Raw genomic sequence first — 23,386 nt, 5'->3', positions numbered from 1 at the left:
GCGCTTCCGGGCCACGGTCAGCCCGCGCTCCCCGGACTCTGGTGCCACAGCTTCCGTGCCGCCTTCTTCGGCTCCTCGCCCGCGGGCCGCAGATCCGCCCACGGATGCATCTCGTACCCGGTGGACATGCGGATACTGCGCGAGCGGGCGGCCTCCATCGGGTCCTGCGCCGCGGACCCGGCCGGCGCGGGCAGCCCGTGCGACCCGGCGAGCCGGGCCGCCCGGTGCGCGCCCTCGCCGTCCGGAGCGCCTCCCGCCCCCGCCGGGGCGCCCGCCCCCTGCGCCAGCCGGGCCACCACCGCCTCGACACCTCCCGTACGGCGCAGCTCGACGAGTTCGGCGAGGTTCCAGGCGACCGATCCCACCACGCTGAAGCTGCGCGGCGCCCGCCGCTGCACCACTCCACGCACCAGCAGCAGCCAGGAGTGGAAGACGGTGTGGGCGCAGGCGTCGTGGGAGTCGTCGAAGAAGGCGAGGTCCACCAGACCCGTACCGTCGTCCAGGGTGGTGAAGATGACGCGCTTGCCGGAGCGGATCGGCGGGGTCTGGGTCGCCGCCTTGGCGCCCGCGACCAGGACCGTCTCCCCGTTCCGCGCCTCGCCCAGCCGTCGCGCGGACAGCACGCCGAGCTCGTCGAGGAACTGCTTGTAGTCGTCCATCAGATTGCGCGAGGCATCCATGGCGAGCACGCCCAGCTCGGCGCTGAGCCGCTCCTCCGAGGTGAGGTCGGGCAGCCCGGCCGACGCGGTCCCGCGCCCACCGGACAGGGGGAGCTGATCCCCGCGTCCTCCGCCTCCGGCGCCCCGGTGCAGCTCGGTCAGGTGCAGTTGCAGGTCGCGGCGGTTGGCGCCGAACGAGTCCAGCGCGCCGACCTGGGCGAGCCGTCCGGCCAGCGGGCGGCTGGGGCGGGCCCGTTCCCAGAAGTCGACCAGCGAGGCGTACGGCTGCCCCGCCGCGATCCGTTCGGCCTCGGCCTCACTGATGCCGTGCACGTCGGAGAGGGCCAGCCGGACGCCCCACTTCCCCGTTCCACCCGATTCAGACACCAGTTCGATGCGGTGCGTGACCCCCGACCGGTTCACGTCCAGCGGCAGGATCGGCACCCCGCGCCGCCGCGCGTCCGCCAGCAGCAGCCGCTTCGGGTACATCCCGGGATCGTGGGTGAGCAGGCCCGCGTAGAACGCGGCCGGGTGGTGGGTCTTCAGCCACGCCGACTGGTACGTCGGCACCGCGAAGGCGACCGCGTGCGCCTTGCAGAAGCCGTAGCTGCCGAACGCCTCGACGATCTCCCAGGTCCGGGTGATCGTCTCCGCGTCGTATCCCCGGGCGGCGGCATGCTGCGCGAACCAGACCCGGATCCGCCCCTGCGAGTCCGGGTCCGACAGCCCGCGCCGCACCCGGTCCGCCTCGCCCCGGCCGCAGCCGGTCATGCGGTCCACGATCTCGATGATCTGCTCGTGGAAGACCACGACCCCGTACGTCTCCTCCAGGGGCTCCTTCAGGTCCGGGTGCGGATAGCGGGCCGGCGCCCGTCCGTGGCGGGCCTCGATGAACGGGCGCACCATGTCGGCGGCGACCGGGCCGGGCCGGAAGAGGGAGATGTCGACCACCAGATCGTGGAAGGTCGCGGGCTGGAGCCGCCCGACCAGGTCCCGCTGTCCCGGCGACTCGATCTGGAAGCAGCCCAGCGTCTCGGCGGAGCGGATGAGCCCGTACGTCGCCGGGTCGCCCGCGTCGATGTCGACGGCGTCCAGGTCGAGCCGGTTGCCCGTCGCCCGCTCGACCTCGCCCACCGCGTGCGCCATCGCGGACTGCATCCGTACGCCCAGCACGTCCAGCTTGAGCAGCCCGAGGTCCTCCACGTCGTCCTTGTCGAACTGCGCCATGGGGAAGCTCTCGCCGCTGCTCGGCATCACCGGCGTACGGGCGAGCAGGGAGGCGTCGGAGAGCAGCACCCCGCACGGGTGCATGGCGATACCGCGCGGGAGGGCGTCGAGCGCCTCGACCAGCTCCCACATCCGGCCGTACTTCTCCTGCTCCCCCGCGAGCTTCCTGAGTTCCGGCAGTTCCTCCAGTGCCGCGCGCGCGTCCTTGGCCCGGATGTGCGGGAAGGACTTGGCGATGTGGTCGATCTCGGCCGGATCCATGCCGAGGGCGGCGCCCACGTCCCGGACGGCGTGCCGGACGCGGTACGTCTCCGGCATCGCCACGGTCGCGACCCGTTCGGTGCCGAAGCGGTCGATGATCGCGCGGTAGACGTCCAGCCGGCGCGCGGACTCCACGTCGATGTCGATGTCGGGCAGCACCGGGCGCCGCGTGGACAGGAAGCGCTCCATCAGCAGCCCGTGCGCGACGGGGTCGGCGTGTGCGATGCCGAGGAGGTGGTTGACCAAGGAGCCCGCGCCCGAGCCGCGCGCGGCCACCCGGATGCCCATCCGCTGGATGTCCTCCACGACCTGGGCGACGGTGAGGAAGTAGGAGGCGAAGCCGTGGTGGGCGATGATGTCCAGCTCGTGGTGCATCCGCTCCCAGTACTCGCGCCGCCCGTCGTAGCCGCGCAGCACCATGCCCGCCGCGGCCCGGGAGGCGAGGACGCGCTGTGCGGTGCGTCCGCCCGCGCCCACGAGGTGCGGCTCGGGGAAGTGCACGCTGCCCATGCCGAGGTCGTCCTCCGGGTCGACCAGGCACTCGGCGGCCGTCGCCTGCGTCTGGTCGAGGAGCCGGTACGCGGTCCCGCGCCCGAACCCGGCGGCCTCGACGACCCGCTCGGCGACGGCGAGCATGGCGTCCGCGTCCTTGAGCCAGGCCTCGCCCGAGTCCAGCCCGCGGGCGGGGTCGACGGGGACGAGACGGCGGGCGGCGTCCAGGACGTCGGCGACCGGGCCCATGCCGGGGTCGGCGTAGCGGACGGCGTTGGCGAGCACCGGCCGGATCCGCTGCTCGGCGGCGAAGCCGACGGTACGGGCGGCCAGCCGCAGCGAGCCCGGCCCGGTGCCCGTGCGGCCTTGCCACACGGTCTCGAGGCGCAGGGCGGCGTCGCCGTACGCCTCCCGCCACGGCAGAAGGAGCCGCGCGGCGCGGTCGGGGCGGCCCGCGGCGAGTGCGCGGCCCACGTCGGAGTCGGGGCCGAGCAGGACGGTCAGGCCCTCGGCGGCGAGCTCCCGCCGGGGCAGCACCGGCGGGCCCTCGCCGCGCGCGTGCGCCGCCGAGACGAGGCGGCAGAGGCCGGCCCAGCCCTGGGCTCCCTCGCGGGCGAGGAAGGTCACCCGGGGTGTCGACTCGTCGATGAAGGCACCGCCGCGTACGGGGGTCCGGCGCTTCTCGTGCGCCGCACCCCGCGCCCTTCCGGTGGCGCGCTCCCCCGCCGACGGTTCCTCCACCGCCAGCTCCGCCCCGAACAGCGGCCGGACCCCGGCCCGGGCGCAGGCCTTGGCGAACCGCACCGATCCGGCGAGGCTGTCCCGGTCGGTGAGGGCGAGGGCGTCCATGCCCCGCTCGGCGGCGCGCTCGGCGAGCCGCTCCGGGTGCGAGGCCCCGTACCGCAGGGAGAACCCGGAGACGGTGTGCAGATGCGTGAAACCGGGCACACGCACCTCCGCACTTCTCCGCACCTAATCGAACGCTAGTTCACAGCTTCCCCTCCCTCACCATACCCCCATTATCGAACGAACGTACGACATCCGTTCGGACCCGCCCCACCTGCGGAAACACCGGGCGCCCCGGAGCGTGGGGACATGACACGGACAGCCGCGACCCCTCCCGCCCGCCGCACCCTCCTCGGCGAGGTACGGGACGCGGTCACCCCGCGCGCCACGCTGCTCGTCCTCGCGGTCCTCGCCCTCCAGCTGCTCTTCATCGCCTCCTACGTAGGGGCCCTGCACGATCCGCGACCCCGGGACGTCCCGTTCGGCGTGGTCGCGCCGAACGCCCCGGCGGCCGGGCAGGCGACGGCCCGCCGGCTGGCACGGGTCCCGGGCTCACCACTGGACCCGCGCATGGTCGAGGACGAGGCCACGGTCCGCCGGCGGATCCTGGACCGGGATCTCGACGGCGCGCTGGTGCTCGACCCGGCCGGCACCACCGACACGCTGCTGGTCGCCTCCGGCGGCGGCGCGGCCCTCGCGAACACCCTCGAGTCGCTCGTGACCACGCTGGACGAGAGCCGGGGGCGTACGGTGCGGACGGTCGACGTGGCCCCGGCCTCCGACCGGGACTTCGACGGGCTCTCGTCGTTCTACCTGGTCGTGGGCTGGTGCGTGGGCGGCTATCTGTGCGCCTCGATCCTGGCGATCAGTACGGGGATGCGGCCTCCGAACCCGCGGCGGGCACTGATCCGGCTCGCGGCGATGGCGCTGGTCGCGATCGCGGGCGGGCTCGGCGGGGCGGTGATCGTGGGACCCGTGCTCGGTGCCCTGCCGGGGAGCGTGGCGGCCCTGTGGGGGCTCGGCGCGCTGATCACCTTCGCGGTGGGGGCGGCCACGCTCGCGCTCCAGGGGCTCTTCGGGATCGTCGGCATCGGACTGGCGATCCTGCTGGTGGTGATCGCGGGCAATCCGAGCGCGGGCGGCGCCTTCCCGCTGCCGATGCTGCCGCCGTTCTGGGCGGCGATCGGTCCGGCCCTGCCGCCGGGCGCGGGCACCTGGGCCGCCCGCTCGATCGCGTACTTCCGGGGCAACGACGTGACCGCCGCGCTGCTGGTGCTCTCGGCCTGGGCGGTCGCCGGGACCGCCGTCACCCTGGCGGCGGCCGCACTGCGCGGGAGACGGACCGAGGCCGGGGCCGGGCGCCCCGCCGCGGTGCCGTAGCGGTACGCCGCGAGCGCGCGAACGCGGACGGGTCCCGCCTCCGGACGTACCGGGCGGGACCCGCGACGTACCGGCCACCGGCGCCGGTCACCGCCCGTACCGGGCGGGACCGGCGCCGGGGCCGTCCTCCCCTCAGCCGATCCGGGCGCCGAAGGCCGAGAGCGCCTCGGTGACCGGCTGGAAGAAGGTCGTGCCGCCCGAGGCGCAGTCGCCGCTGCCGCCGGACGTGAGACCGATGGCGGTGGCGCCCGAGAAGAGCGCGCCGCCGCTGTCCCCTGGCTCGGCGCAGACGTCCGTCTGGATCAGACCGCTGACGACGTCGCCGTTGCCGTAGTTCACGGTGGCGTCCAGGCCGGTGACCGTGCCGCTGTGGACCTGGGTCGTCGAACCGCTGCGGGTCACCCGCATGCCGGCGGTCGCCTCGCCCGCCCCGGTGATGGCCTGCGCGGAGCCGTCGTAGAGGTTGACCTCGCTCGGATGGTCGACGCCGGCGGCGTACTTCACCAGGCCGTAGTCGTTCCCGGGGAAGCTGGACCCCGCACCGGTGCCGATCCGCCGGCCGCCCGTGTCGGACCAGGTGGTGGCGGCCTCGGTGCAGTGGCCGGCGGTCAGGAAGTACGGCTCGCCGTCCTTGACCACGTTGAAGCCGACGGAGCAGCGGCCGCCCCCGCCGGCGATGGCGTCGCCACCCGCGACGAAGGGCTTGAACTCCCCCTCCGTCCTCTTCAGTTCGGCCCTGGCGCCCAGCCCCTCGACCACGTCGGCCAGTTCGGCCCACTCCTCCCCGGAGACGGTGCGGTCCGCGGTGACGACGACCGTGTTGGTCCGCGGGTCGGTCGCCCAGGAGGTACCGGGGACGGCGGCGTCCCGCCGGAGCGTCGTACGGGCGCTGGTCAGTTCGGCGAGGGAGTGCTCCACGATTCTCGCCCTGGCACCGGCCTCCCGGACGGTTCCGGCGGCCGTCTCGTCGAGCACGTTCACCACCAGGTGCCCGCTCTTCGCGTCGTAGTACGTGCCCGCGGCGCCGGCGCCCAGGTCCCGGTCGAGGACCGAGGCGAGCTTTCCGGCCGCGCCGGCCGACAGGGTCCTCAGCTGGGGGACTCGCGCGGGCTCGCCGGCGTTCGCAGTCTGGAAGGTGACTCCGGTGGCGATCAGTGCGGCGACACCCGCACCCGCCACGGCGGCGCGCCGCCCGGATATGCGTCGGTGCTTCAACTCATGTCCTCCTGTGGGGGCGGCCGAAGGGGGTGTGGGGCCGCCTTCGGCCGGAAGGCGTACGGGCATGGAGGTGACGGACCGGAAAAAGCCGCGTCCATGCCAACCATGCGGCGCCCACTATTCCCAGGGGCACAGGGAGCACACAAGGTCGACTTCAGGCCGCGCACCAGGTCGCCGACGCCCCAGGGGCGTGCGCCCCACCGGGCGCCACGGACCGGTGCCGCACCGTCCGCGTTCCCACTGCAAACACACGCCGCGACGATCTCCTGCGCAGCGCATGAGATCTAGTCCTGTCTGGAAGTGACCTCTTCGGCGGCGGAGCCCGGGAGCGGCGGTGTCACGGAGGGCGCCGGCGGCCCGGACGGTGTCACGTCTCCTGGCTGCTGCTGGGCCCGTTCCAGAAACCGCAGCAGCTCCACCGGGAACGGCAGGACGAGCGTGGAGTTCTTCTCGGCGGCGACCGCCACCACCGTCTGCAGCAGCCTCAGCTGGAGCGCTGCGGGGGTCTCCGCCATCTGCTGGGCCGCCTCGGCGAGTTTCCTCGACGCCTGCAGCTCGGCGTCGGCGTTGATGACCCGGGCGCGCCGCTCGCGGTCGGCCTCGGCCTGCCGGGCCATGGACCGCTTCATGGTCTCGGGCAGCGACACGTCCTTGATCTCCACGCGGTCGATGGTCACGCCCCATTCCACGGCCGGGCTGTCGATCATCAGCTCCAGCCCCTGGTTGAGCTTCTCCCGGTTGGAGAGCAGGTCGTCGAGCTCGCTCTTGCCGATGATGGACCGCAGTGAGGTCTGCGCCATCTGCGAGACGGCGAACCGGTAGTCCTCGACCCGGACGATCGCGTCGGCCGGCGCGGTCACCCGGAAGTAGACGACGGCGTCCACCCGCACCGTGACGTTGTCCCGCGTGATGCCCTCCTGCGCGGGGATCGGCAGCGTCACGATCTGCATGTTGACCTTGTGCAGGTGGTCGACGAAGGGGACGACCATGGTGAACCCCGGACCGCGCACCTTCGGCAGCAGCCGCCCCAGCCGGAACACCACCCCCCGCTCGTACTGCTTCACCACGCGCGCCGCCGACATCACGTACACCGTACCGACGGACGCGAGGGCCACCCCCGCCGTCACCAGCTCCTCGACCATGTCGGCCCCCGGGGTCCGAAGTGGGCGTATGAGGGAGGTACTTGCAGGCGCTCGCAGCCACGCGTACGAGCCGCTCGTGCCCTACGACGGTAACTCCGGCGCACGGACGGGGCGAGCCCCCGCGCGGCATGTGCCGTGCGGGGGCTCGCCTGCTGCTGGCTGCAGTCCAGTGGCGGTGGTGCGGTGGTGCGGTGGTGCCGGATGCGTCGGGGAGATCCGGGCACCGTCATCCGGTCAGGTGAGGCTGACCCCGTAGGCGCTCAGGGCCTCGGTGACCGGCTGGAAGAACGTCGTGCCGCCGGAGGAGCAGTTGCCGCTGCCGCCGGAGGTCAGGCCGTAGGCGGTGCCGTTGCTGCCGTAGAGCGGGCCGCCGGAGTCACCCGGCTCGGCGCAGACCGTGGTCTGGATCAGGCCGGAGACGGTCTGGCCGCTGCCGTAGTTGACCGTGGCGTTGAGGGCGGTGACCCGGCCGCTGTGGGTGCCCGTGGTGGAACCGTCGCGGATGACGGTGGTGCCCACCGCCGGGGTCGCCGCGCGCGTGATGTCGACGCCGTTGGCGGTGCCCGGCTTGGCGATGGACGTGTTGCTGTACCGGACGATCCCGTAGTCGTTGCCCGGGAAGCTGGTGCCGGCCGCCGAGCCGAGGACCGTGGTGCGGCTGGAGTTGCCGTACCAGGTGCCCGAGCCGGAGGTGCAGTGCCCGGCGGTGATGAAGTAGTCGACCCCGCTGCTGCTGCGGACGTTGAAGCCGAGGGAGCAGCGTCCGCTGCCGGAGTAGATGGCGTCGCCGCCCTGGATCAGCTTGCTGAACTTGCCCGGCGTGTGCTTGATCGTGAGGGCGCCCGCGTTGTCACCGGCCGCCTTCTGGATCTTGGCGAGCTCCGCCTCCGAGACGGTGCTGTCGACGGTGACGAGGACCTTGCCGGTCTTCTGGTCGACCGCCCAGGCGGTGCCCGGCACATCGGCCTCGAGGACGGCGGAACTGGCCTGCTTGAGCTCGGTCGTGCTGAAGGTCTGCGCGTCGCTCGCGCTGGCGTTGGGGACTGCGACGGCAGCCGCGGCCACGAGTCCGGCGGCCACGGCGATCAGCCGGGTCCGTCTCGCTATGCCGCTACGGGGGGTGGTGCGCTGAGTCCTCACTGTTCGTTCCCTCCTGAGGGAAGTCGGGGGCCCGCTGGGTGGGGTGGGGCCCGTGAGGCGCAAGTCAAGGAACGTGTCCGGATTGCGAACACGCCGTGCCCCTGACAAGGCGCTGGGGTGAGTATTCGGCCGTACGACCGAGTGACGCAAGAGGGTCTTTCGGCCGCACGGTGGCCGATGTGCCTGCCACCAGCGGAGGTTGATCCCGTCAAACGGAATGTGAGGATTCTGTGCGTGCCCTGTCCGCGGCCGGAGTGTTTCCTTTGCGGCGGTCGGCGCGGATTGCCCCGGAACACGGTGGTCGGCGCCGTCCTGGCCGGGGAGTGGGATGCGCTCCGGCCGGTCCGGGCGAGGACACCCCGGGAGAACCCGCCGGGATCCGGTCAGGCGGCCTTACGGCAGGAGAGCGCCCCGAGGAAGGCGAGCGCCGCCCGCGCCGTCGCGTCGTTCTGCCGGAACGCCGGGCCGCCGGTACGCGGCCGGGTGAACGCGCCCGAGCCCCGGGCGTCGGTGTGCGGGCCGAGCGCGAAGCGCCGCGGATGCGGGAGGCCCGAACGGTCGAGCACCCGGCCGTCGGCGGGGTCCACGGCGAGCAGCCCTTCGGCGGTGACGGCGGCCCCGTCGGCGTACAGGCCGCGCAGCAGCGCGTCCCGGGTGCGCTCGGCCGTGGGGTGCGGCAGCCGCGCCTCGACCAGCGCGCGGGCCGCCACGGACGACCGGGGCACACTGGCGCTGCGGGCCCGGAACACCCCGCCGGCCGCCTCGACCGTCATCCCGGCGCCGAGGAAGCGCAGCACCCCCGCCCGCGACAGCGCGAGCATCTGCCGCAGCCGGGGTCCGGGCGGCCCCGACGCCAGGTGGCTGAAGAACCCGTGCCACCAGGGCCCGATGTCCCCGAGCCGCACCAGCTGCCCGTAGACGGACAGCAGCGCGAGGAAGACGGCCTGGTCCTGGCTGCGCAGCGGGTTGTGCCGCCGCGTCAGGTCGTCGCGGATGTACGCCCGCAGCTCCTCCTGGAGCTCGGCGTACGACCTGTACGCGACCCCGTCCAGCGGGCGGTCGAGCGCCGCCGTATCGAGGCGGTCGGCGGGGTCGGGCACGGCGGCCGCGACGAGTGCGGCCACCTCGGCGGCGCCCCCGGCGGCCGCGTACCGCGCCTCGAAGTCCGCCCACGCCATGCCCGTGCGCTCGGGGTGGGCCGTGAAGAGCCGGTGGTAGTGCGCGAACCCGAGCTCCTTCTCGACCAGCGGCCACACGTCCCGCCGGAAGTCGACGCCGTCCGGGCGGGCGAGCAGGGCGTCGACCTCCTGCGGCCCGAGGAAGCGCGGCAGCGGCGGCCGTTCGCCCTCCCAGTCGTAACCGATCTTGGAGTGGTAGGGCACGCCGCGCCGGGACCCGACGTACAGGACGGGCTCCCGCCCGGACGGCACGTACGCCGGTTCCCCGCGCCCGTCGTCCGCGTAGCGCCCGCCCCGGCCCTCCGTCAGCAGCACCATCAGATCCACGAAGGCGAGCCCGAAGCCGCGCACGAGGACGGGCTCGCCCGGCGCCAGTGCGGTGAGGTCGCTGTCGGCGGTGAAGTCCGGCGGCAGGTGGACGAGGCCGTGCTCGCGGGCGTACGCGGCCAGCTGCCGCTGCTCGTCGTCCGGTTCGGCGTCGAGGTGCCCGAGCGTGAGCACCACGAGGTCGGCGAGCAGGGGCCGGGGCCGGCCCTCCAGCCACACCCGCTGCCGTCCCTGCCGCGGCCCGTCGACGCGCAGGGCGCGCCGGGCGTGGCGGTGGACCCGGACGCCGGGCGGCAGAGCGGCGACCGTCCGCTCGTACACCCAGGTCAGATAGGAGCCGAGCAGCCGCCGGTCGTTGAAGGAGCGTCCGTCGACGGCGGCCCACTCGTGCAGGGTGGGCCCCGGGCGCACGGGGCCGGCCATGTCCACCGTCTCGTCGGTGAACATGGTGACGTCCTGCGCCTCTGAGTTCATCCACAGCAGCGGCGACTGCGTCTGCCGCCAGATGCGTCCGCCGCCCGGCGGGTACGGGTCCACGAGGTGCACGTCGAGTTCCGTGTCCCCGTACAGTTCGGGCGCGTTGGCGGCGATCCGCTCCAGCACTCCGGTGCCGCGCGGACCGGCCCCCACGATGACCAGGGACGGCCGCCCGGTGGCGGAGACGCTCATCGGGTGCGCTCCGCGGCGGGCGCGCTGCGGGCGACAAGGAGGGAGGAGAAGGACATGTGAAGGCTCCGTGGCGCGACGGTTCGAACACGGTCGTCGCCTTCACACGACAGGCGCACCCAGCGGGCGCCGTACGGCCGAGCCCCTCAGCAGGGCCGTCCGTCGAGAGTACGGGGGCGTTTCCCCGCGCTGTCAAGGCTGTCCGGACTGTGAGCCGTACGTCTCACGTGAGTTGACGCCGAACCGGATGCCTGTTCAACTTGGCCCATGCATCCGCAGCAGTGGCTGGTCACGCGCTCCCACATCGACTTCGGTCGAGTGTGGTCCTCGTCCTGTTGAGCCGCCCCCCTGCCTGCTGCCTGCCCTGAGCACGGGAACCGGCTCACTTCCACGCCTTCACACGCGTACCCCTCCCCTCAGCACCCGTCGCAGGGGCAGCAGCAATCACAGTTGTCACAACAGTCCCGGCAGCAGCCCTCGCGCTTCTTCCGGGACCAGGGCCCCTCGTACTCCTTCGCACAGCACAGCTTGCAGGTGCAGCACAGCAGCCAGAACATCCCGCAGCCGGCCCAGAAGCCACGCCGGCCCGAACCTCCGCCACCCGTAAGCGGGTTCGCCCCGCCGCCTCCCTGCTGTGGCGCTCCGTACGGCCCGTGGGGTCCGGCGGGCTGCCGCGGCTGCCCGTACGGCCCGGCGGGCTGGTGCGCCGCGCACACCGGGACCGTCCCGAACGCCCGGTCCACCGACCTGCGCAGTTCGTGCGCGAGCAGCACATGCGCGAGTCTGCCGTCCGTGAACTCGGCGTCGCGCAGGGCGAGCCGTATCCCGTGCAGCGCGTCCTCGGCGAGCCGCCGGGCCTCGGCGAGGGACGTGCCGGTCGCGCTCAGGGGATTCCAGGCACCTGACGCGGCATCGGCCTCGCGGTCCTCCACCGCGTCCAGCAGATGGGCGAGCCGTCCGAAGAGGCGGCCCGCCTCGGCGAGCGGCCCGGCGTTCTCCGGCCGTCCGGCCAGCAGCGCGGTGTGGGCGAAGGCGGCGGCGGTCGCCGTCTCGGTCGGCTCGGTGACCGTCAGGAGCGGGGTCCCGGGCCCGGCGAGCGCCTCGACGCCGACCTGGCGGTCCACGGCGTCGACCAGCAGGGCCGTGTCGAAGCCGAGGTCCGAACCGGTACGGGCGCCGGCTCGGTCCCAGCTCTCGGCGACGCGGCGCGCGGCGAGCCGTACCGGCCCGCGGGCCATGACCCCTCCCCCAAGCTCTCGGCTTCGCTCGAGCAGGGGGGACCCCCATCGTCGGCCACGTGGTCCCGGACCTTGGCCGAGGCGAGCACCAGGGAGACGGCGGCGGCGAGCCGGGCGCCCTCGCCGCGGGCGACCGAGGCGGTGCGCGTGCCCCGGTTGGGGTCTCCCCTGTTCGAGCGCAGCCGAGAACTTGGGGAAGGGCAGGGGCCGGCGGTGCGCCGCCATCCGGCGGACCGCTCGCGCGGCGCCTGAGCCTCCGTCAATACCGAGACCAGCAGCCCATCGTAATTGGTGACGATCCGGGCGAGCTGCCCGTGGTCCCCGCGCAGGGCGAGGCAGAGGCCGCAGAGATGGGCCATCCAGTCGGCGCGCAGCCCGTCACCGAGACGATGGGCACACGGCCTGACGATTCCGAACATGACACTCCCCCGTGTCCGACAGCGGCCCCGCTCCGATGTGATCATCGGTTCGCCGCATCGTAATGGGGGCCCGCTCCTCACCCGGACGCACCGCCCGTCACCCGTCCGCCGCGAGAAATATTATTTCACTCACAGTCAGCAGCCGTGTACGTCAGAGGCCTTGGGGCACACGGGCTCTGTACGGATGGGCTCTGCACCAGTACCGTCACGAAACCCCCGCGCGGCGTCTATCCACTTGGCGCGCCATCCGCATCATGGACGACCATAGGGATGCGGAAAGCAAGAAAGACCGCTGTGAGAGGAGGCGTCCATGGGATCGGTGCGCAAGGCGAGTGCCTGGCTTGGCCTCGTCGACGACAACGATGACGAGCGTTACTACGACGACGACTACGCCGAGGGCCAGCAGGAGTCCGGCGATGCCTGGGTCACCGACCCGCGCGTGAAGGTCGCGTCCGATTCGGCCCAGGAGAGGGGCCGCCGGATCGGCACGGTCGCCCCGGACAGCTTCCGGGACGCCCGGCACATCGGCGAGCTCTTCCGCGGCGGGGTCCCGGTCATCATGAACCTCACGAACATGGAGGCGGGCGACGCCAAGCGCGTCGTCGACTTCGCGGCCGGCCTGATCTTCGGTCTGCGCGGTTCCATCGAGCGGGTCTCCAGCCGCGTGTTCCTGCTGACCCCCGCCGACACGGAGATCGTGAGCGGTCAGGCGGCGAGCCGCGGGACGGACGGTTTCTTCAACCAGAGCTGAGGCGGGGCGGTATCCGCGCCCCGCCCGCTCCTCACCCCCGTTCCCTCCCCCTCCCGGTGTCACCGGAAGGCATCGAGCCCGGTGAACGCCTTGCCCAGCACCAGCTGGTGCATCTCGACGGTGCCCTCGTAGGTGAGCACGGACTCCAGGTTCGTGGCGTGCCGCATGACGGGATATTCGAGGGAGATCCCGTTGGCCCCCAGGACCGTACGGGCCGTGCGGCAGATCTCGATCGCCTCGCGCACGTTGTTCAGCTTCCCGAAGCTGACCTGTTCGGCACGGAGCCGTCCCGCGTCCATCCGGCGCCCCAGATGGTGGGCGAGCAGGATCCCCTTGTGCAGCTCCACCGCCATGTCGGCGAGCTTGGCCTGGGTGAGCTGGAAGCCGCCGATCGGCCTGCCGAACTGCTCCCGCGTCTTCGCGTAGTCGACCGCGGCCTCGAAGCAGGCCCGCGCCGCCCCCATCGCTCCCCACACGATGCCGTAGCGCGCGTGGGACAGACAGCTGAGCGGGCCCTTCAGCCCGGTGACCGCCGGCAGTACGGCGTCGGCGGGCAGCCGTACGTCGTCCATGACCAGCTCACTCGTGACGGAGGCCCGCAGGGACCACTTGTGCCTGATCTCGGGCGCGGAGAAGCCGGGGCTGTCCGTCGGCACGACGAAGCCGCGGATCCCCTCGTCGGTGCGCGCCCACACCACGGCCACTCCGGCGACGGACCCGTTGGTGATCCACATCTTCCGCCCGGTGAGCACCCAGTCCGAGCCGTCGCGCTTGGCGTACGTGCGCATCGACGCGGGGTCGGAGCCGTGGTCCGGTTCGGTCAGCCCGAAGCAGCCGATGACCTCGCCTGCGGCCATCCGCGGCAGCCACTCCCGCTTCTGCTCCTCGCTGCCGAAGCGGTGGATCGCGTACATGGCGAGGGAGCCCTGCACGGAGACCAGCGAGCGGATCCCCGAGTCGGCGGCCTCCAGCTCCAGGCAGGCCAGCCCGTACTGCACGGCGGTGGCCCCCGCGCAGCCGTAGCCGTCCAGGCTCATCCCGAGGACGCCGATCCCGCCGAGCTCCCGGGCCAGTTCACGGATCTCGGGGAGCTCGCCCCGCTCGTACCACTCGGCGACGTGGGGCAGCACCCGGCGCGCCGCCCAGCTGCGGACGGTGTCCCGGATCGCGAGGTCCTCCGCGTCCAGCAGGTCGTCGAGGCCGAGGGGGTCGGCGGGGTCGAAGGGCGGCAGCTTCGGGGACGCGGTCATGGGGCAGCCTCCGGTACTCCGGGCACACTGGAACACTGAAAACTAGCAGCGCTAGTCACGGGTCGACGCCGACGTTACGACGCAGTTTCCCGCACGTCCAGGCAGGCACCCACCCGGGGTCCACCGCGCCACGGCTCAGCGGACGGACTCGGCACGCGGCTTGGCCGCCGCCTCACGGGGCATGGCCGCCTCACGGGGCGCGGGCACCTCGGCCGGCGGACCGGACACGGGCGGCGCGGCGGCCGGGCCGGCCGCGCTCGCCCGGGGTGCCACGCCCTCCGCCGTGCCCTCCGCCGTCGCACCCTCCGCCACCGCGCCCTCGACGCCTCGCGGCAGCCGCAGCGCCATCACCGCGCCGAGCAGCAGCAGACCCGCGCTGACCAGCAGCGTGAGGTGCAGACCGTGCACGAAGGAGTCGCGGGCGGCCTGCCGCAGCGAGTCGCCGGACGCGCCGCCGAGCCGCCCGGCCACCTCGTACGCCTCGCCCAGCGAGTGCCCGGCCGCCGCCGAGGCCGCCTCGGGCACACCCGGCACCGACGCCAGCCCCGGCGCGTACGCCGCGTTCATCACGCTGCCCAGCAGCGCGATGCCGATGCCGGCGCCGAGCTGGTAGGAGGTCTCGCCGATCGCGGCGGCCCCGCCCGCCTGCGCCGGGGGCGCCTCGCTCAGCATCGACTCGTACGCCCCGAAGAGCGTCGTCTCCAGGCCGAACCCGAGGAACACGAAACCGGCGAGCAGCAGTACCGGCCGGTCCTGGTGGCCCATCGCCGTCAGCAGGACGACCGCGGCCGCGGTCAGGCAGAAGCCCAGCGACACCATGCGGCGCGGCCCGAAGCGCTGCAGCAGCCCGGAGCCCACCAGCCCCGCCGCCATCGCCGCGATCGTCAGCGGCAGCAGCCTCAGGCCCGTCTGCAGCGGGGACAGGTCGAGGACGAGCTGGAGGTACTGCGCGGCGATCAGCTCCAGGCCCACCAGCGCCAGCATCGCCAGCACGATGCACCCGACGGACGTGCCGAACGCGGGGCGGGCGAACATCCCCAGGTCCACCAGCGGATGCGTACGCCGCCGCTGCCGCCGGACGAAGGCGGCCAGCAGCGCGCCGCCCGCGAGCAGCGGCGCCGACGACCAGGGGTCGAGGAGCGACGCGCCGCCCCCGAGCCGCTTCACGCCCAGCACCATGCCGAACAGACCGGCGGCGGCCAGCAGCGCGCCGACCACGTCCCACGGCCCGTCGCGGTCGCCGGTCGACTCGGGCAGCAGCCACCGCCCGACCGGCAGACTCACCAGCATCAGCGGGATGTTGACCAGGAAGACCGAGCCCCACCAGAAGTGCTCCAGCAGGAAGCCGCCGAGCAGCGGCCCGACGGCCGCGCCGACCGCGGCCACCGCGCTCCAGACGCCGATCGCGAGCGCGCGCTCCCGCCGGTCGGGGAACACCTGCCGCAGGATCGACAGCGTCGCGGGCATGATCATGGCGCCGCCCACGCCGAGCAGCGCGCGGGCCGCGATCAGCACCTGCGGCTCGCTCGCCAGGGCCGCGAGCGCGGAGGCGACGCCGAACAGGCCGTAACCGAGCAGGAGGACCCGTCTGCGGCCGACCCGGTCGCCCAGCGTGCCGAAGAGGATCAGCAGCGCGGCACAGACCAGCGGATAGGCGTCGACGATCCAGAGCAGCTCGATGGCGCTGGGCCCGAGGTCCTCGGTGACGGCGGGCACCGCCACGTGCAGGACGGTCGCGTCGAGGGCGACGAGCAGCAGACTGGCGCAGAGGACGACGAGCACGACCCAGCGGTCGGCACCGGGCCCGGCCTCCCGACGGCACCGCGCGGCGGCCGTGCTCGTCCCGGACATGTACGTACCTCCCAGATGTTCCCTCGCGCTCGGCGGGATGCGCGGGGTGGGGACTCCCCGGCGGCCACGGCCCGGTCGGCGGCGGTTTCCGGACCCGCGCCACGAAGGCGAGTGGTCCGTCAGCGTACGCGAGTTCCCGCCAGGGTCGCGTGGCGGGCCTCTCATGGGACATTCCTACGACGTGTGGGGTGCGCCACTTCCGCCCGCCCGCCGGTCACGGCCGTCGACGCCCTCGCCCGGCCGCCCGGTTCCGGACCGCCCGGATAATCGAGCGCATGACCGTTTTCGACACGCGCCCGGCTCCGCCCCCGTTGCGCGGGGCCGTTCCCGCGCTCCTCGGGTACGCCGCGGTGCGCGCCCTGGGCCTGGTGGTCCTCGCCGTGTGGAGCGCGGCGCGTGACAAGAGCGCGCACACACTGCTGACGGCCCGCTGGGACTCACTCTGGTACGTGCGCGTCGCCGATCTCGGCTACGGCTACGAGGTCCGCCTCCCCAACGGGGACGTGCACTCGAATCTGGCCTTCTTCCCGCTGCTGCCCTGGCTGGAGCGGGCCGTGTCGGCGGTGACCCCGCTGTCGTACGCGGACGCGGGCCTGCTCGTCTCCTCGCTCGCCTCCCTCGCCGCCGCCTGGGGGATCTTCGCCGTCGCCGACCACCTGTACGGGCGCCGGGCCGGGATCTGCGCGGTGCTGCTGTGGGCCGTCCTGCCGGTCGGGATCGTGCAGTCGATGGCGTACACCGAGTCGCTGTTCACAGCGCTGGCGGCGTGGGCGCTGTACGCGGTGCTGACCGGCCGCTGGATCACCGCGGGCGCGCTGTCCGCGCTCGCCGGGCTGACCCGTCCGGTGGGCGCCGCGGTGGCCGCGGCGGTGTGGGCGGCGGCCATCGCCTCGTACGTACGGGAGCGCCGCGCGCTCGCGGGGGACGGGAACCGGCCTCCTCCGTTCGTGTGGGACGGAAGCACGGGAGCGCCGCACGGCACTTCCGTCGTACGGCGCGCCCTCGGCATGCTCCTCGCGCCTCTGGGGGCCGCCGGATACGCGCTGTGGGTCGGGCACCGCAGCGGCGGAGGTCCGCTGGGCTATCTCGACGTCCAGGCGGGCTGGGGCAACGGCTTCGACGGCGGGCGCGCCTTCGCGCGGTTCGTCGCCGGGCAGTTCACGTCGTTCCCGTCGGCGCTCGCCGGCGTGGGTCTCGTCGCCGGCGTCGTACTGGTCGTCTGTCTGTACGTCGCGGGCGTCCGGCAGGGGCAGCCGCTGCCGCTGCTCGTCTATACGGGAGTGGTCGTGGTGCTCGCCCTGTGCGCCTCGGGCTACTTCGGCTCGAAGCCGCGCCTGCTGATGCCCGCCTTCCCCCTCCTCCTGCCCCTCGCCGTGGCCCTGGCCCGGCTGCGGACCGGCCGGTCGGCGGCGCTCGTCGCGGCGGTCGCGGCGGGGTCGGCGCTCTACGGAGCGTTCTGGCTGAACGGCTCCGGCCCGCCGTGACGCCCCGGTCGTGCCCGGCCGGGCCGTGCGCGCTCCGTGAGCGCCCGGGTAAATCAACGCCAGCATTCGGTGAACGAATTGAAAAGCACACCGAAACCAGAGTGCCGAATACACAGTGGAATTGCAGGCGCAACCCCTGGTTGATTAGGGATTCCATGAAAATAAACCACGACCTGAGAGGTTTCCCACATCACATCGTCATCACAAACCGAGTGAATCGGACCGGATCGGAGCTCACTCCCTGTAACGTCGATTGACGTGCGTACCGAACGATCGCTGACTCGTCTGGAGCGGGTCTTCTCCCGGTTGGACCGCGAGCCGGAACGGCCGGCCCACATCGACGTGCCGGTGATGAGCCGGCACCGGGTCGTGCTCTTCTCCGCCACCCTGGCCTTCTACGCGGCCATCGTGTGGGCCGTGCTCATCACCTCGTGGCTGGTCCGGCTCGACTGGCAGCTGATGTTCTTCCGGCCGTACCAGCAGTGGCCGGAGGTGCACGCGTTCCTCGACTACTACGTGGTCCTGGGCCAGCGCGGGCCCACCGCCGTGATGGTGGCGGCCTGGCTGGGCTGGCGCTCGTGGCGGCAGCACACCCTGCGCCCGATGCTCGCGCTCGGTGTGTCCCTGCTGCTGCTGAACCTCACGGTCGGCGCCGCCAAGCTCGGCATGGGCCGCCTCGGACCGCACTACGCGACCGAGATCGGCTCCAACGAGATGTGGCTGGGCGGCGACATATTTCCTTCGGGCCACACCGCGAACGCCGTGGTGACCTGGGGCATCCTCGCCTATCTGGCGTCCACGCCGAGGGCACGGCGCTGGCTGTCCACCCTCTCCGCCGTGATCTCGCTCGGCGTGGGCCTCACCACGGTCTACCTCGGCACGCACTGGCTGAGCGACGTCATGCTGGGCTGGGTCGCCGGTCTGCTGATCCTGCTCGCGCTGCCCTGGTTCGAGCCGCTGATCGCCCGCGCCGAGGCCTGGATCTTCTCGCTGCGCGACCGTCTGCGCGTCCGGTCCCGCCGTACGGCGGCCGCTCCGGCCGCCCCGGCCGCCCCGCCCGTGGCCGCGCCCGCACCCGTACCCGGGCCCGCGGCCACACGGCGGGGTCCCGCACAGGAGCCGGCCACGGCCCGCGACCCGTCCGTCGCGGCACGGTCCACCCGGCCGCCGCATCTCGCGCCGGGACCGCACACACCGCGTTCGGAGCGGTCGCCGGTCACTCCGGGCGGCAGCCGCCGTCCGCCGCACTCGGACAGAGTGCCGCGCAGCACGACGACTTCGGCCCGCCCGCTGGCCTGACACGAGACAACGGGGGTCCGGTACGCACCACCCCGCCCCCCGCGCACGACGGCGAAGGCCCGGCTCCCCCGAGGAGCCGGGCCTTCGCCGTCGCCGTCGTGACGGTCGCTCAGCCCTTCCAGCAGCGCGTCACCCGGCCGTCCCGCACCTCGAAGTTGAGCCGGCCCACGCGGTACTCCATGGTGATGATCGCGCCCGGCGGCAGCGACCTGACGGTGGACCAGCCGCGCTCGCGGGCACGGCGCTCGGCGCTCCGCTCGTCGAGGCCCACATAGGCGTCCGGGCTGTCCTGGGGCTCTGGGGGCGGGGTGGGAATGGGTGCCATGACGCCACGGTAGGCCGCGGCCCGCGAGCGGGGAAGCCCGGTACCGCCACGAAGGGTCACTGTCGTCCGGCGATCACACTTGTGTCACAGAATCGCGACACCCGTTTCGACCCAACCGGTTCACACGTACGGGCGGTCGGGTACAAGTCCCCTGTCTCGCCGTCCGTAATTGGCGACCGGTCCACGGCCGTTCCCGAATAACCGCGTGAAAAAGGCGGAACCGTCGAACGGACCGCTGTTTTCCCCTGTCGATTGCCGGCCGTCGCGGAAGCGGAACCGCACAGCAAAGACACGGCTCCCGCACACTGCCTTCGTACGCCCCCTGTCGGAGCGCCGGACGGTGCGCGCATCATGGCGGGAGCTTCCAGCAGGCCCGGGACGCGACAGCGAAGGGGCGAGCGATGGGCACGGACACCGCGCAGGCGACGGCGCCACCCGTGGCGGCGAGGCGGCCGGGGCGAGTGGTGGTCGACTGGCTGACGACGACGGACCACAAGAAGATCGGGCATCTCTACCTCATCACCTCGTTCGCCTTCTTCCTGGTCGCCGGTGTGATGGCGCTGCTGATGCGGGCGGAGCTCGGCCGTCCCGGCCTGCAGCTGATGAGCAGCGAGCAGTACAACCAGCTGTTCACCGTGCACGGCACGGTGATGCTGCTGCTCTTCGCGACGCCCACGTTCGCCGGGTTCGCCAACGAGATCATGCCGCTGCAGATAGGCGCGCCCGATGTCGCCTTCCCCCGGCTGAACATGCTGTCGTACTGGTTCTTCCTCTTCGGCGGCCTGATCGTGCTCGGCTCGCTGCTGACCCCGTCGGGGGCCGCCGACTTCGGCTGGACCGCCTACACCCCGCTCAGTGGTCCCGAGCGGTCACCGGGCATCGGACCCGATCTGTGGATCATGGGGCTCGCGCTCTCCGGGTTCGGCACGATCCTCGGCGCGGTCAACTTCATCACCACCATCATCGGCATGCGCGCCCCGGGCATGACGATGTTCCGGATGCCGATCTTCGTCTGGAACACGCTGTTCACGTCGATCCTGATCCTGATGGCGTTCCCGGTGCTGGCGGCCGCGCTGCTGGTGCTGGAGGCGGACCGGCGGTTCGGCGCGGTGGTGTTCGCGCCGGAGAACGGCGGGGCGCTGCTGTGGCAGCACCTGTTCTGGTTCTTCGGCCATCCCGAGGTGTACATCATCGCGCTGCCGTTCTTCGGGATCGTCACGGAGATCATCCCGGTGTTCAGCCGGAAACCGATCTTCGGTTATCTGACGCTGGTCGGCGCGACCATGGCGATCACCGGGCTCTCGATGGTGGTGTGGGCCCACCACATGTTCGCCACGGGCGCGGTACTGCTGCCGTTCTTCTCCTTCATGACGTTCCTGATCGCCATCCCGACGGGCGTGAAGTTCTTCAACTGGACCGGCACCATGCTCAGGGGGTCGCTGTCCTTCGAGACGCCGATGCTGTGGGCGACCGGATTCCTGGTGACGTTCCTGTTCGGCGGGCTGACCGGGGTGATCCTGGCCTCGCCGCCGCTGGACTTCCACGTCACGGACACCTACTTCGTCGTGGCGCACTTCCACTACGTCGTCTTCGGCACGGTCGTCTTCGCGACCTTCGCCGGGTTCTACTTCTGGTGGCCGAAGTTCACCGGCAAGATGCTCGACGAGCGGCTCGGCAAGATGCACTTCTGGACGCTCTTCGTCGGCTTCCACACCACGTTCCTGGTGCAGCACTGGCTGGGCGCGGAGGGCATGCCCCGGCGGTACGCGGACTACCTGGCCGCCGACGGTTTCACGGCGCTCAACATGCTCTCGACGATCGGCGCGTTCCTGCTGGGCCTGTCGACCCTGCCGTTCCTCCACAACGTCTGGAGGACCGCCAAGTACGGGAAGAAGGTCGGCGTGGACGACCCCTGGGGCTTCGGGCGGTCGCTGGAGTGGGCGACCTCGTGCCCGCCGCCGCGGCACAACTTCGTCACGCTGCCCCGGGTCCGCTCCGAGTCCCCGGCGTTCGACCTGCACCATCCCGCGTTCGCCGCGATCACACCGCCGCAGACCCGCTCCGGCCAGGAGGGGAGCCCGCAGATCCACATCGGCCAGGAACGGCCGACGGACGGTCGCGAGCCGTTCTGAGAAGTCTGTCCGGCGCCCCGGGACGGCGGCCGTCCGGGGCGCCGTCCGGGGGCGCCGCCCTCCGTCAGTCCGCCTTGGTGACCGCCACCGAGAGGTCGTTGTCGGTCGTGTAGTACGGCACGGCCACCACCGGGCCGTGGTCCGTCTTCAGGGCCACCCCGGGGTAGACGAAGACGAGTTTCTTGTCGGCGACGTCGTCCAGCAGCCGCGCGATCCGCACCCGCGGTCCCGCCTCGCCCACCGGCCGCAGCCACAGGTCCAGGACACCGGGCGCCGGCGCTCCGTACGCCACGGTGCAGTGGAACGCGTCCCCGTCGGCGCTCAGCCCGGCACGCGCCACGGATGCCGCACCCTCCCGGTCCACCGCCTCGACGTACGCGTCCTCGGTGAGCGACGTGCCGTACACCCGGCCGCTCACCCCCAGGCCGTCACCGCCGACATGGAGGTCACCGGCCTCGGCGTGCGGGGCACGCAGCCAGCTGCGAACGCTGAGGTTGCCGTACTTGGTCGCGTACGGGATGCGGACGGCGACCCGGCCGCCGGCACCGCCGGGGACCCGGTCGACCAGCCGGCGCAGGTCGTTCAGGCCGGGCAGCAGGCGCCGCGGCGCGCCGTCGGCCGTCTGGACGTAGACGTCCCAGCGGCCCTCGGGGAGTTCGGCGTCGCCGGGCAGCGCGCACCTCAGCCGGCCGGTGCCCGCCGGGGTGAGCGGCAGGCGGGTCTCCTGCTCGCCGCCCCGCAGCCGCAGCACCAGGTGGGCGGGACCGGGCCCGCCGGGAGCGGTGACGGCGAAGGTGAGGCCGCCCTCGGGGTCGGCGACGCAGTCGGCGCGCGGAGCCGGCGCGCTCATGCGGTGCCTCCCTTCCTGAGGGCCCTGCGTCCGGCGTCCCGGACGGTGTAGGCGCCTTCGAGCAGGGCGCCCCGGGTGCGGTGCAGTGAACCGCGCAGCCGGCCCCCGAACGTGCCGCCGCCGCGTGCGACCAGTGCGGCGAAGAGCGACTCGTAGTGCTCGGCGATGCGGGACGGGTCGAAGCGCCCGGAGTTCTTGAGGGCAGCGTGCGCCATCTGCTGCCGCAGGGCGCCGTTGTCGATCAGTTCGAGCAGTCCGCCGGCGACGGCGTCGGCATTGTTCACCTGGACGAGACGGCCGTCGACGCCGTCGTCGATGATCTCGCCGGGGCCGTGCGGGCAGTCCGTGGAGACCACGGGCAGTCCGCAGCGCATGGCCTCGACGATCGTCATGCCGAAGGACTCCATGCTGGAGGTGACGGCGGCGATGGAGCCCTTGACCCATTCCGGCTCGATGGGATGGGCGGGACCCATGAGATAGACGTGGTTGTACAGGCCTAACTCGTCTATCAGCGCCCGGAGTTTGCCCTTCTGGCCACCGCCGCCGTAGATCCTCAGACGCCAGTCGGGGCGCTGCTCGCGGACCTTGTCGAAGGCGCGGACGAGCAGGTCGTACCGTTTGACGGGGGCCAGCCGCCCGGCCGCGACCACCCACTGGCCGGAACCGTCCGCCGGCTCGATCGCCGGCGCGGGCACCGGATTGGGCACGGCCCGCACCTGGACGCCGGGCAGCCGCATCGTGTTCCGGTACGAGCGGGCGTCCGCCTCCGTGGTCGTGGTCAGCGCGTCGAGGCGCGGGTACGCGTCGCGCAGCGTGGCCCGCAGACGCGCGGAGTGGTTGTCGAGCGTGAGGTGCTCCTGTCCCACCCGGATCGGTCCCCGGCGGGTCTGGCGGGCGATGTGCACGTTCAGACCGGGCCGGGTGCCCACCACGACGTCGGCGTCGACCGTGGCGAGGTGCTCGGCGATGCGCCGGTCGCTGAGAGCGCTGTACTGCTTGTACCGGCCGTCCGCGCGCGGGAACACACGGGCCGGGCGGTCGAGTTCCGGGTCACCGGCGTCGGCCCCGCCCGCGCGGATGTCGACGAGGTCCCGCATACGGACCCGTGGATCGGGTGCGAAGACCGGCTTCTCGCGGTGGCGGAAGACGGAGACGATCTCGACGTCGTGCTGCTCGGCGAGCGTGTTGGCCAGGTTGTACGTGGTCCGGATCGTCCCCCCGATGCCGTACGCGTTGTGTATGAGGAAAGAAATCTGCATAGGTCCCCCGAACCCCCTGTTCCCCCTGCGTCCAGTTCTCGTCCACCTGCCG

At 72.7% G+C, this 23,386-nt stretch carries 15 protein-coding genes and 1 pseudogene; 5 read left to right on the top strand and 11 right to left on the bottom strand.

Translation table 11 applies throughout. The features are described from left to right. Positions 1-17: 17 nt before the first annotated feature. Positions 18-3,587, bottom strand: a complete 3,570-nt coding sequence (locus tag IE242_RS13085; RefSeq protein ID WP_189858622.1) for a DNA polymerase III subunit alpha — start codon at positions 3,585-3,587, stop codon at positions 18-20. Between the two features lie 147 nt (positions 3,588-3,734). On the opposite strand from IE242_RS13085, the gene IE242_RS13080 reads away from it, so the two are divergent. Further along, positions 3,735-4,805: a DUF3533 domain-containing protein gene (locus IE242_RS13080; RefSeq protein WP_189858620.1), complete on the top strand. Its 1,071-nt coding sequence runs from the start codon at positions 3,735-3,737 to the stop codon at positions 4,803-4,805. Between the two features lie 132 nt (positions 4,806-4,937). On the opposite strand, the gene IE242_RS13075 is transcribed toward IE242_RS13080, so the two are convergent. From IE242_RS13075 to IE242_RS13055, 5 genes and pseudogenes are all read right to left on the bottom strand, one after another. Then, positions 4,938-6,020 carry a S1 family peptidase gene (locus IE242_RS13075; RefSeq protein WP_189858618.1) on the bottom strand — a complete coding sequence of 361 codons (1,083 nt, stop codon included), beginning with the start codon at positions 6,018-6,020 and terminating at the stop codon, positions 4,938-4,940. Positions 6,021-6,307: 287 nt separating this feature from the next. Continuing rightward, positions 6,308-7,165, bottom strand: coding sequence for a slipin family protein (locus IE242_RS13070; protein WP_229858901.1), 858 nt, complete (start codon positions 7,163-7,165; stop codon positions 6,308-6,310). 234 nt (positions 7,166-7,399) lie between these two features. Beyond that, on the bottom strand, positions 7,400-8,305 hold the full coding sequence (locus tag IE242_RS13065) for a S1 family peptidase (RefSeq protein ID WP_189858616.1): 906 nt from the start codon (positions 8,303-8,305) through the stop codon (positions 7,400-7,402). A 383-nt stretch (positions 8,306-8,688) separates the two neighbouring features. Next, entirely contained in the window at positions 8,689-10,479 is a 1,791-nt protein-coding gene (locus IE242_RS13060) for an FAD/NAD(P)-binding protein (protein WP_189858614.1), read from the bottom strand. 413 nt (positions 10,480-10,892) lie between these two features. Further along, positions 10,893-12,133: pseudogene (locus IE242_RS13055) on the bottom strand (hypothetical protein). Between the two features lie 310 nt (positions 12,134-12,443). Here IE242_RS13055 and IE242_RS13050 point away from each other — a divergent pair. Beyond that, a complete protein-coding gene (locus tag IE242_RS13050) occupies positions 12,444-12,884 on the top strand; it encodes a cell division protein SepF (RefSeq protein WP_189858612.1) in 441 nt (146 codons plus the stop codon). 59 nt (positions 12,885-12,943) lie between these two features. Here the strand turns inward: IE242_RS13050 and IE242_RS13045 are convergent, their stop codons facing one another. Together IE242_RS13045 and IE242_RS13040 are read right to left on the bottom strand one after the other, a co-directional pair. Beyond that, a complete protein-coding gene (locus IE242_RS13045) occupies positions 12,944-14,134 on the bottom strand; it encodes an acyl-CoA dehydrogenase family protein (protein WP_189858610.1) in 1,191 nt (396 codons plus the stop codon). A gap of 135 nt (positions 14,135-14,269) precedes the next feature. Beyond that, positions 14,270-15,985, bottom strand: coding sequence for an MFS transporter (locus IE242_RS13040; protein ID WP_189858608.1), 1,716 nt, complete (start codon positions 15,983-15,985; stop codon positions 14,270-14,272). Positions 15,986-16,260: 275 nt separating this feature from the next. Between IE242_RS13040 and IE242_RS13035 the strand changes: the two genes are divergently transcribed. Both IE242_RS13035 and IE242_RS13030 read left to right on the top strand, forming a co-directional pair. After that, positions 16,261-17,469 (top strand): glycosyltransferase family 39 protein, encoded by a 1,209-nt coding sequence (locus IE242_RS13035; protein WP_189858606.1) that lies wholly within the window; start codon positions 16,261-16,263, stop codon positions 17,467-17,469. A 258-nt stretch (positions 17,470-17,727) separates the two neighbouring features. Further along, entirely contained in the window at positions 17,728-18,768 is a 1,041-nt protein-coding gene (locus tag IE242_RS13030; protein WP_189858604.1) for a phosphatase PAP2 family protein, read from the top strand. Between the two features lie 109 nt (positions 18,769-18,877). Here IE242_RS13030 and IE242_RS13025 read toward each other — a convergent pair whose 3' ends face one another. Then, positions 18,878-19,093 (bottom strand): I78 family peptidase inhibitor, encoded by a 216-nt coding sequence (locus tag IE242_RS13025; RefSeq protein WP_189858602.1) that lies wholly within the window; start codon positions 19,091-19,093, stop codon positions 18,878-18,880. Between the two features lie 401 nt (positions 19,094-19,494). On the opposite strand from IE242_RS13025, the gene ctaD reads away from it, so the two are divergent. Further along, positions 19,495-21,225 carry an aa3-type cytochrome oxidase subunit I gene (ctaD, locus tag IE242_RS13020; RefSeq protein WP_189858600.1) on the top strand — a complete coding sequence of 577 codons (1,731 nt, stop codon included), beginning with the start codon at positions 19,495-19,497 and terminating at the stop codon, positions 21,223-21,225. A 64-nt stretch (positions 21,226-21,289) separates the two neighbouring features. Here ctaD and IE242_RS13015 read toward each other — a convergent pair whose 3' ends face one another. Next, the gene (locus IE242_RS13015; RefSeq protein WP_189858598.1) at positions 21,290-22,075 is read right to left on the bottom strand and encodes a hypothetical protein; all 786 of its coding nucleotides are present in this window, start codon (positions 22,073-22,075) and stop codon (positions 21,290-21,292) included. Next, positions 22,072-23,334, bottom strand: coding sequence for a glycosyltransferase family 4 protein (locus IE242_RS13010; protein ID WP_189858596.1), 1,263 nt, complete (start codon positions 23,332-23,334; stop codon positions 22,072-22,074). Before IE242_RS13010 ends, IE242_RS13015 begins: the two co-directional genes overlap by 4 nt. Between the last annotated feature and the right edge of the window lie 52 nt (positions 23,335-23,386).

The sequence above is a fragment of the Streptomyces poonensis genome (genome assembly GCF_014650915.1).
Lineage (GTDB): Bacteria > Actinomycetota > Actinomycetes > Streptomycetales > Streptomycetaceae > Streptomyces > Streptomyces poonensis.
This window is presented reverse-complemented; position numbering and strand designations above follow the sequence as displayed.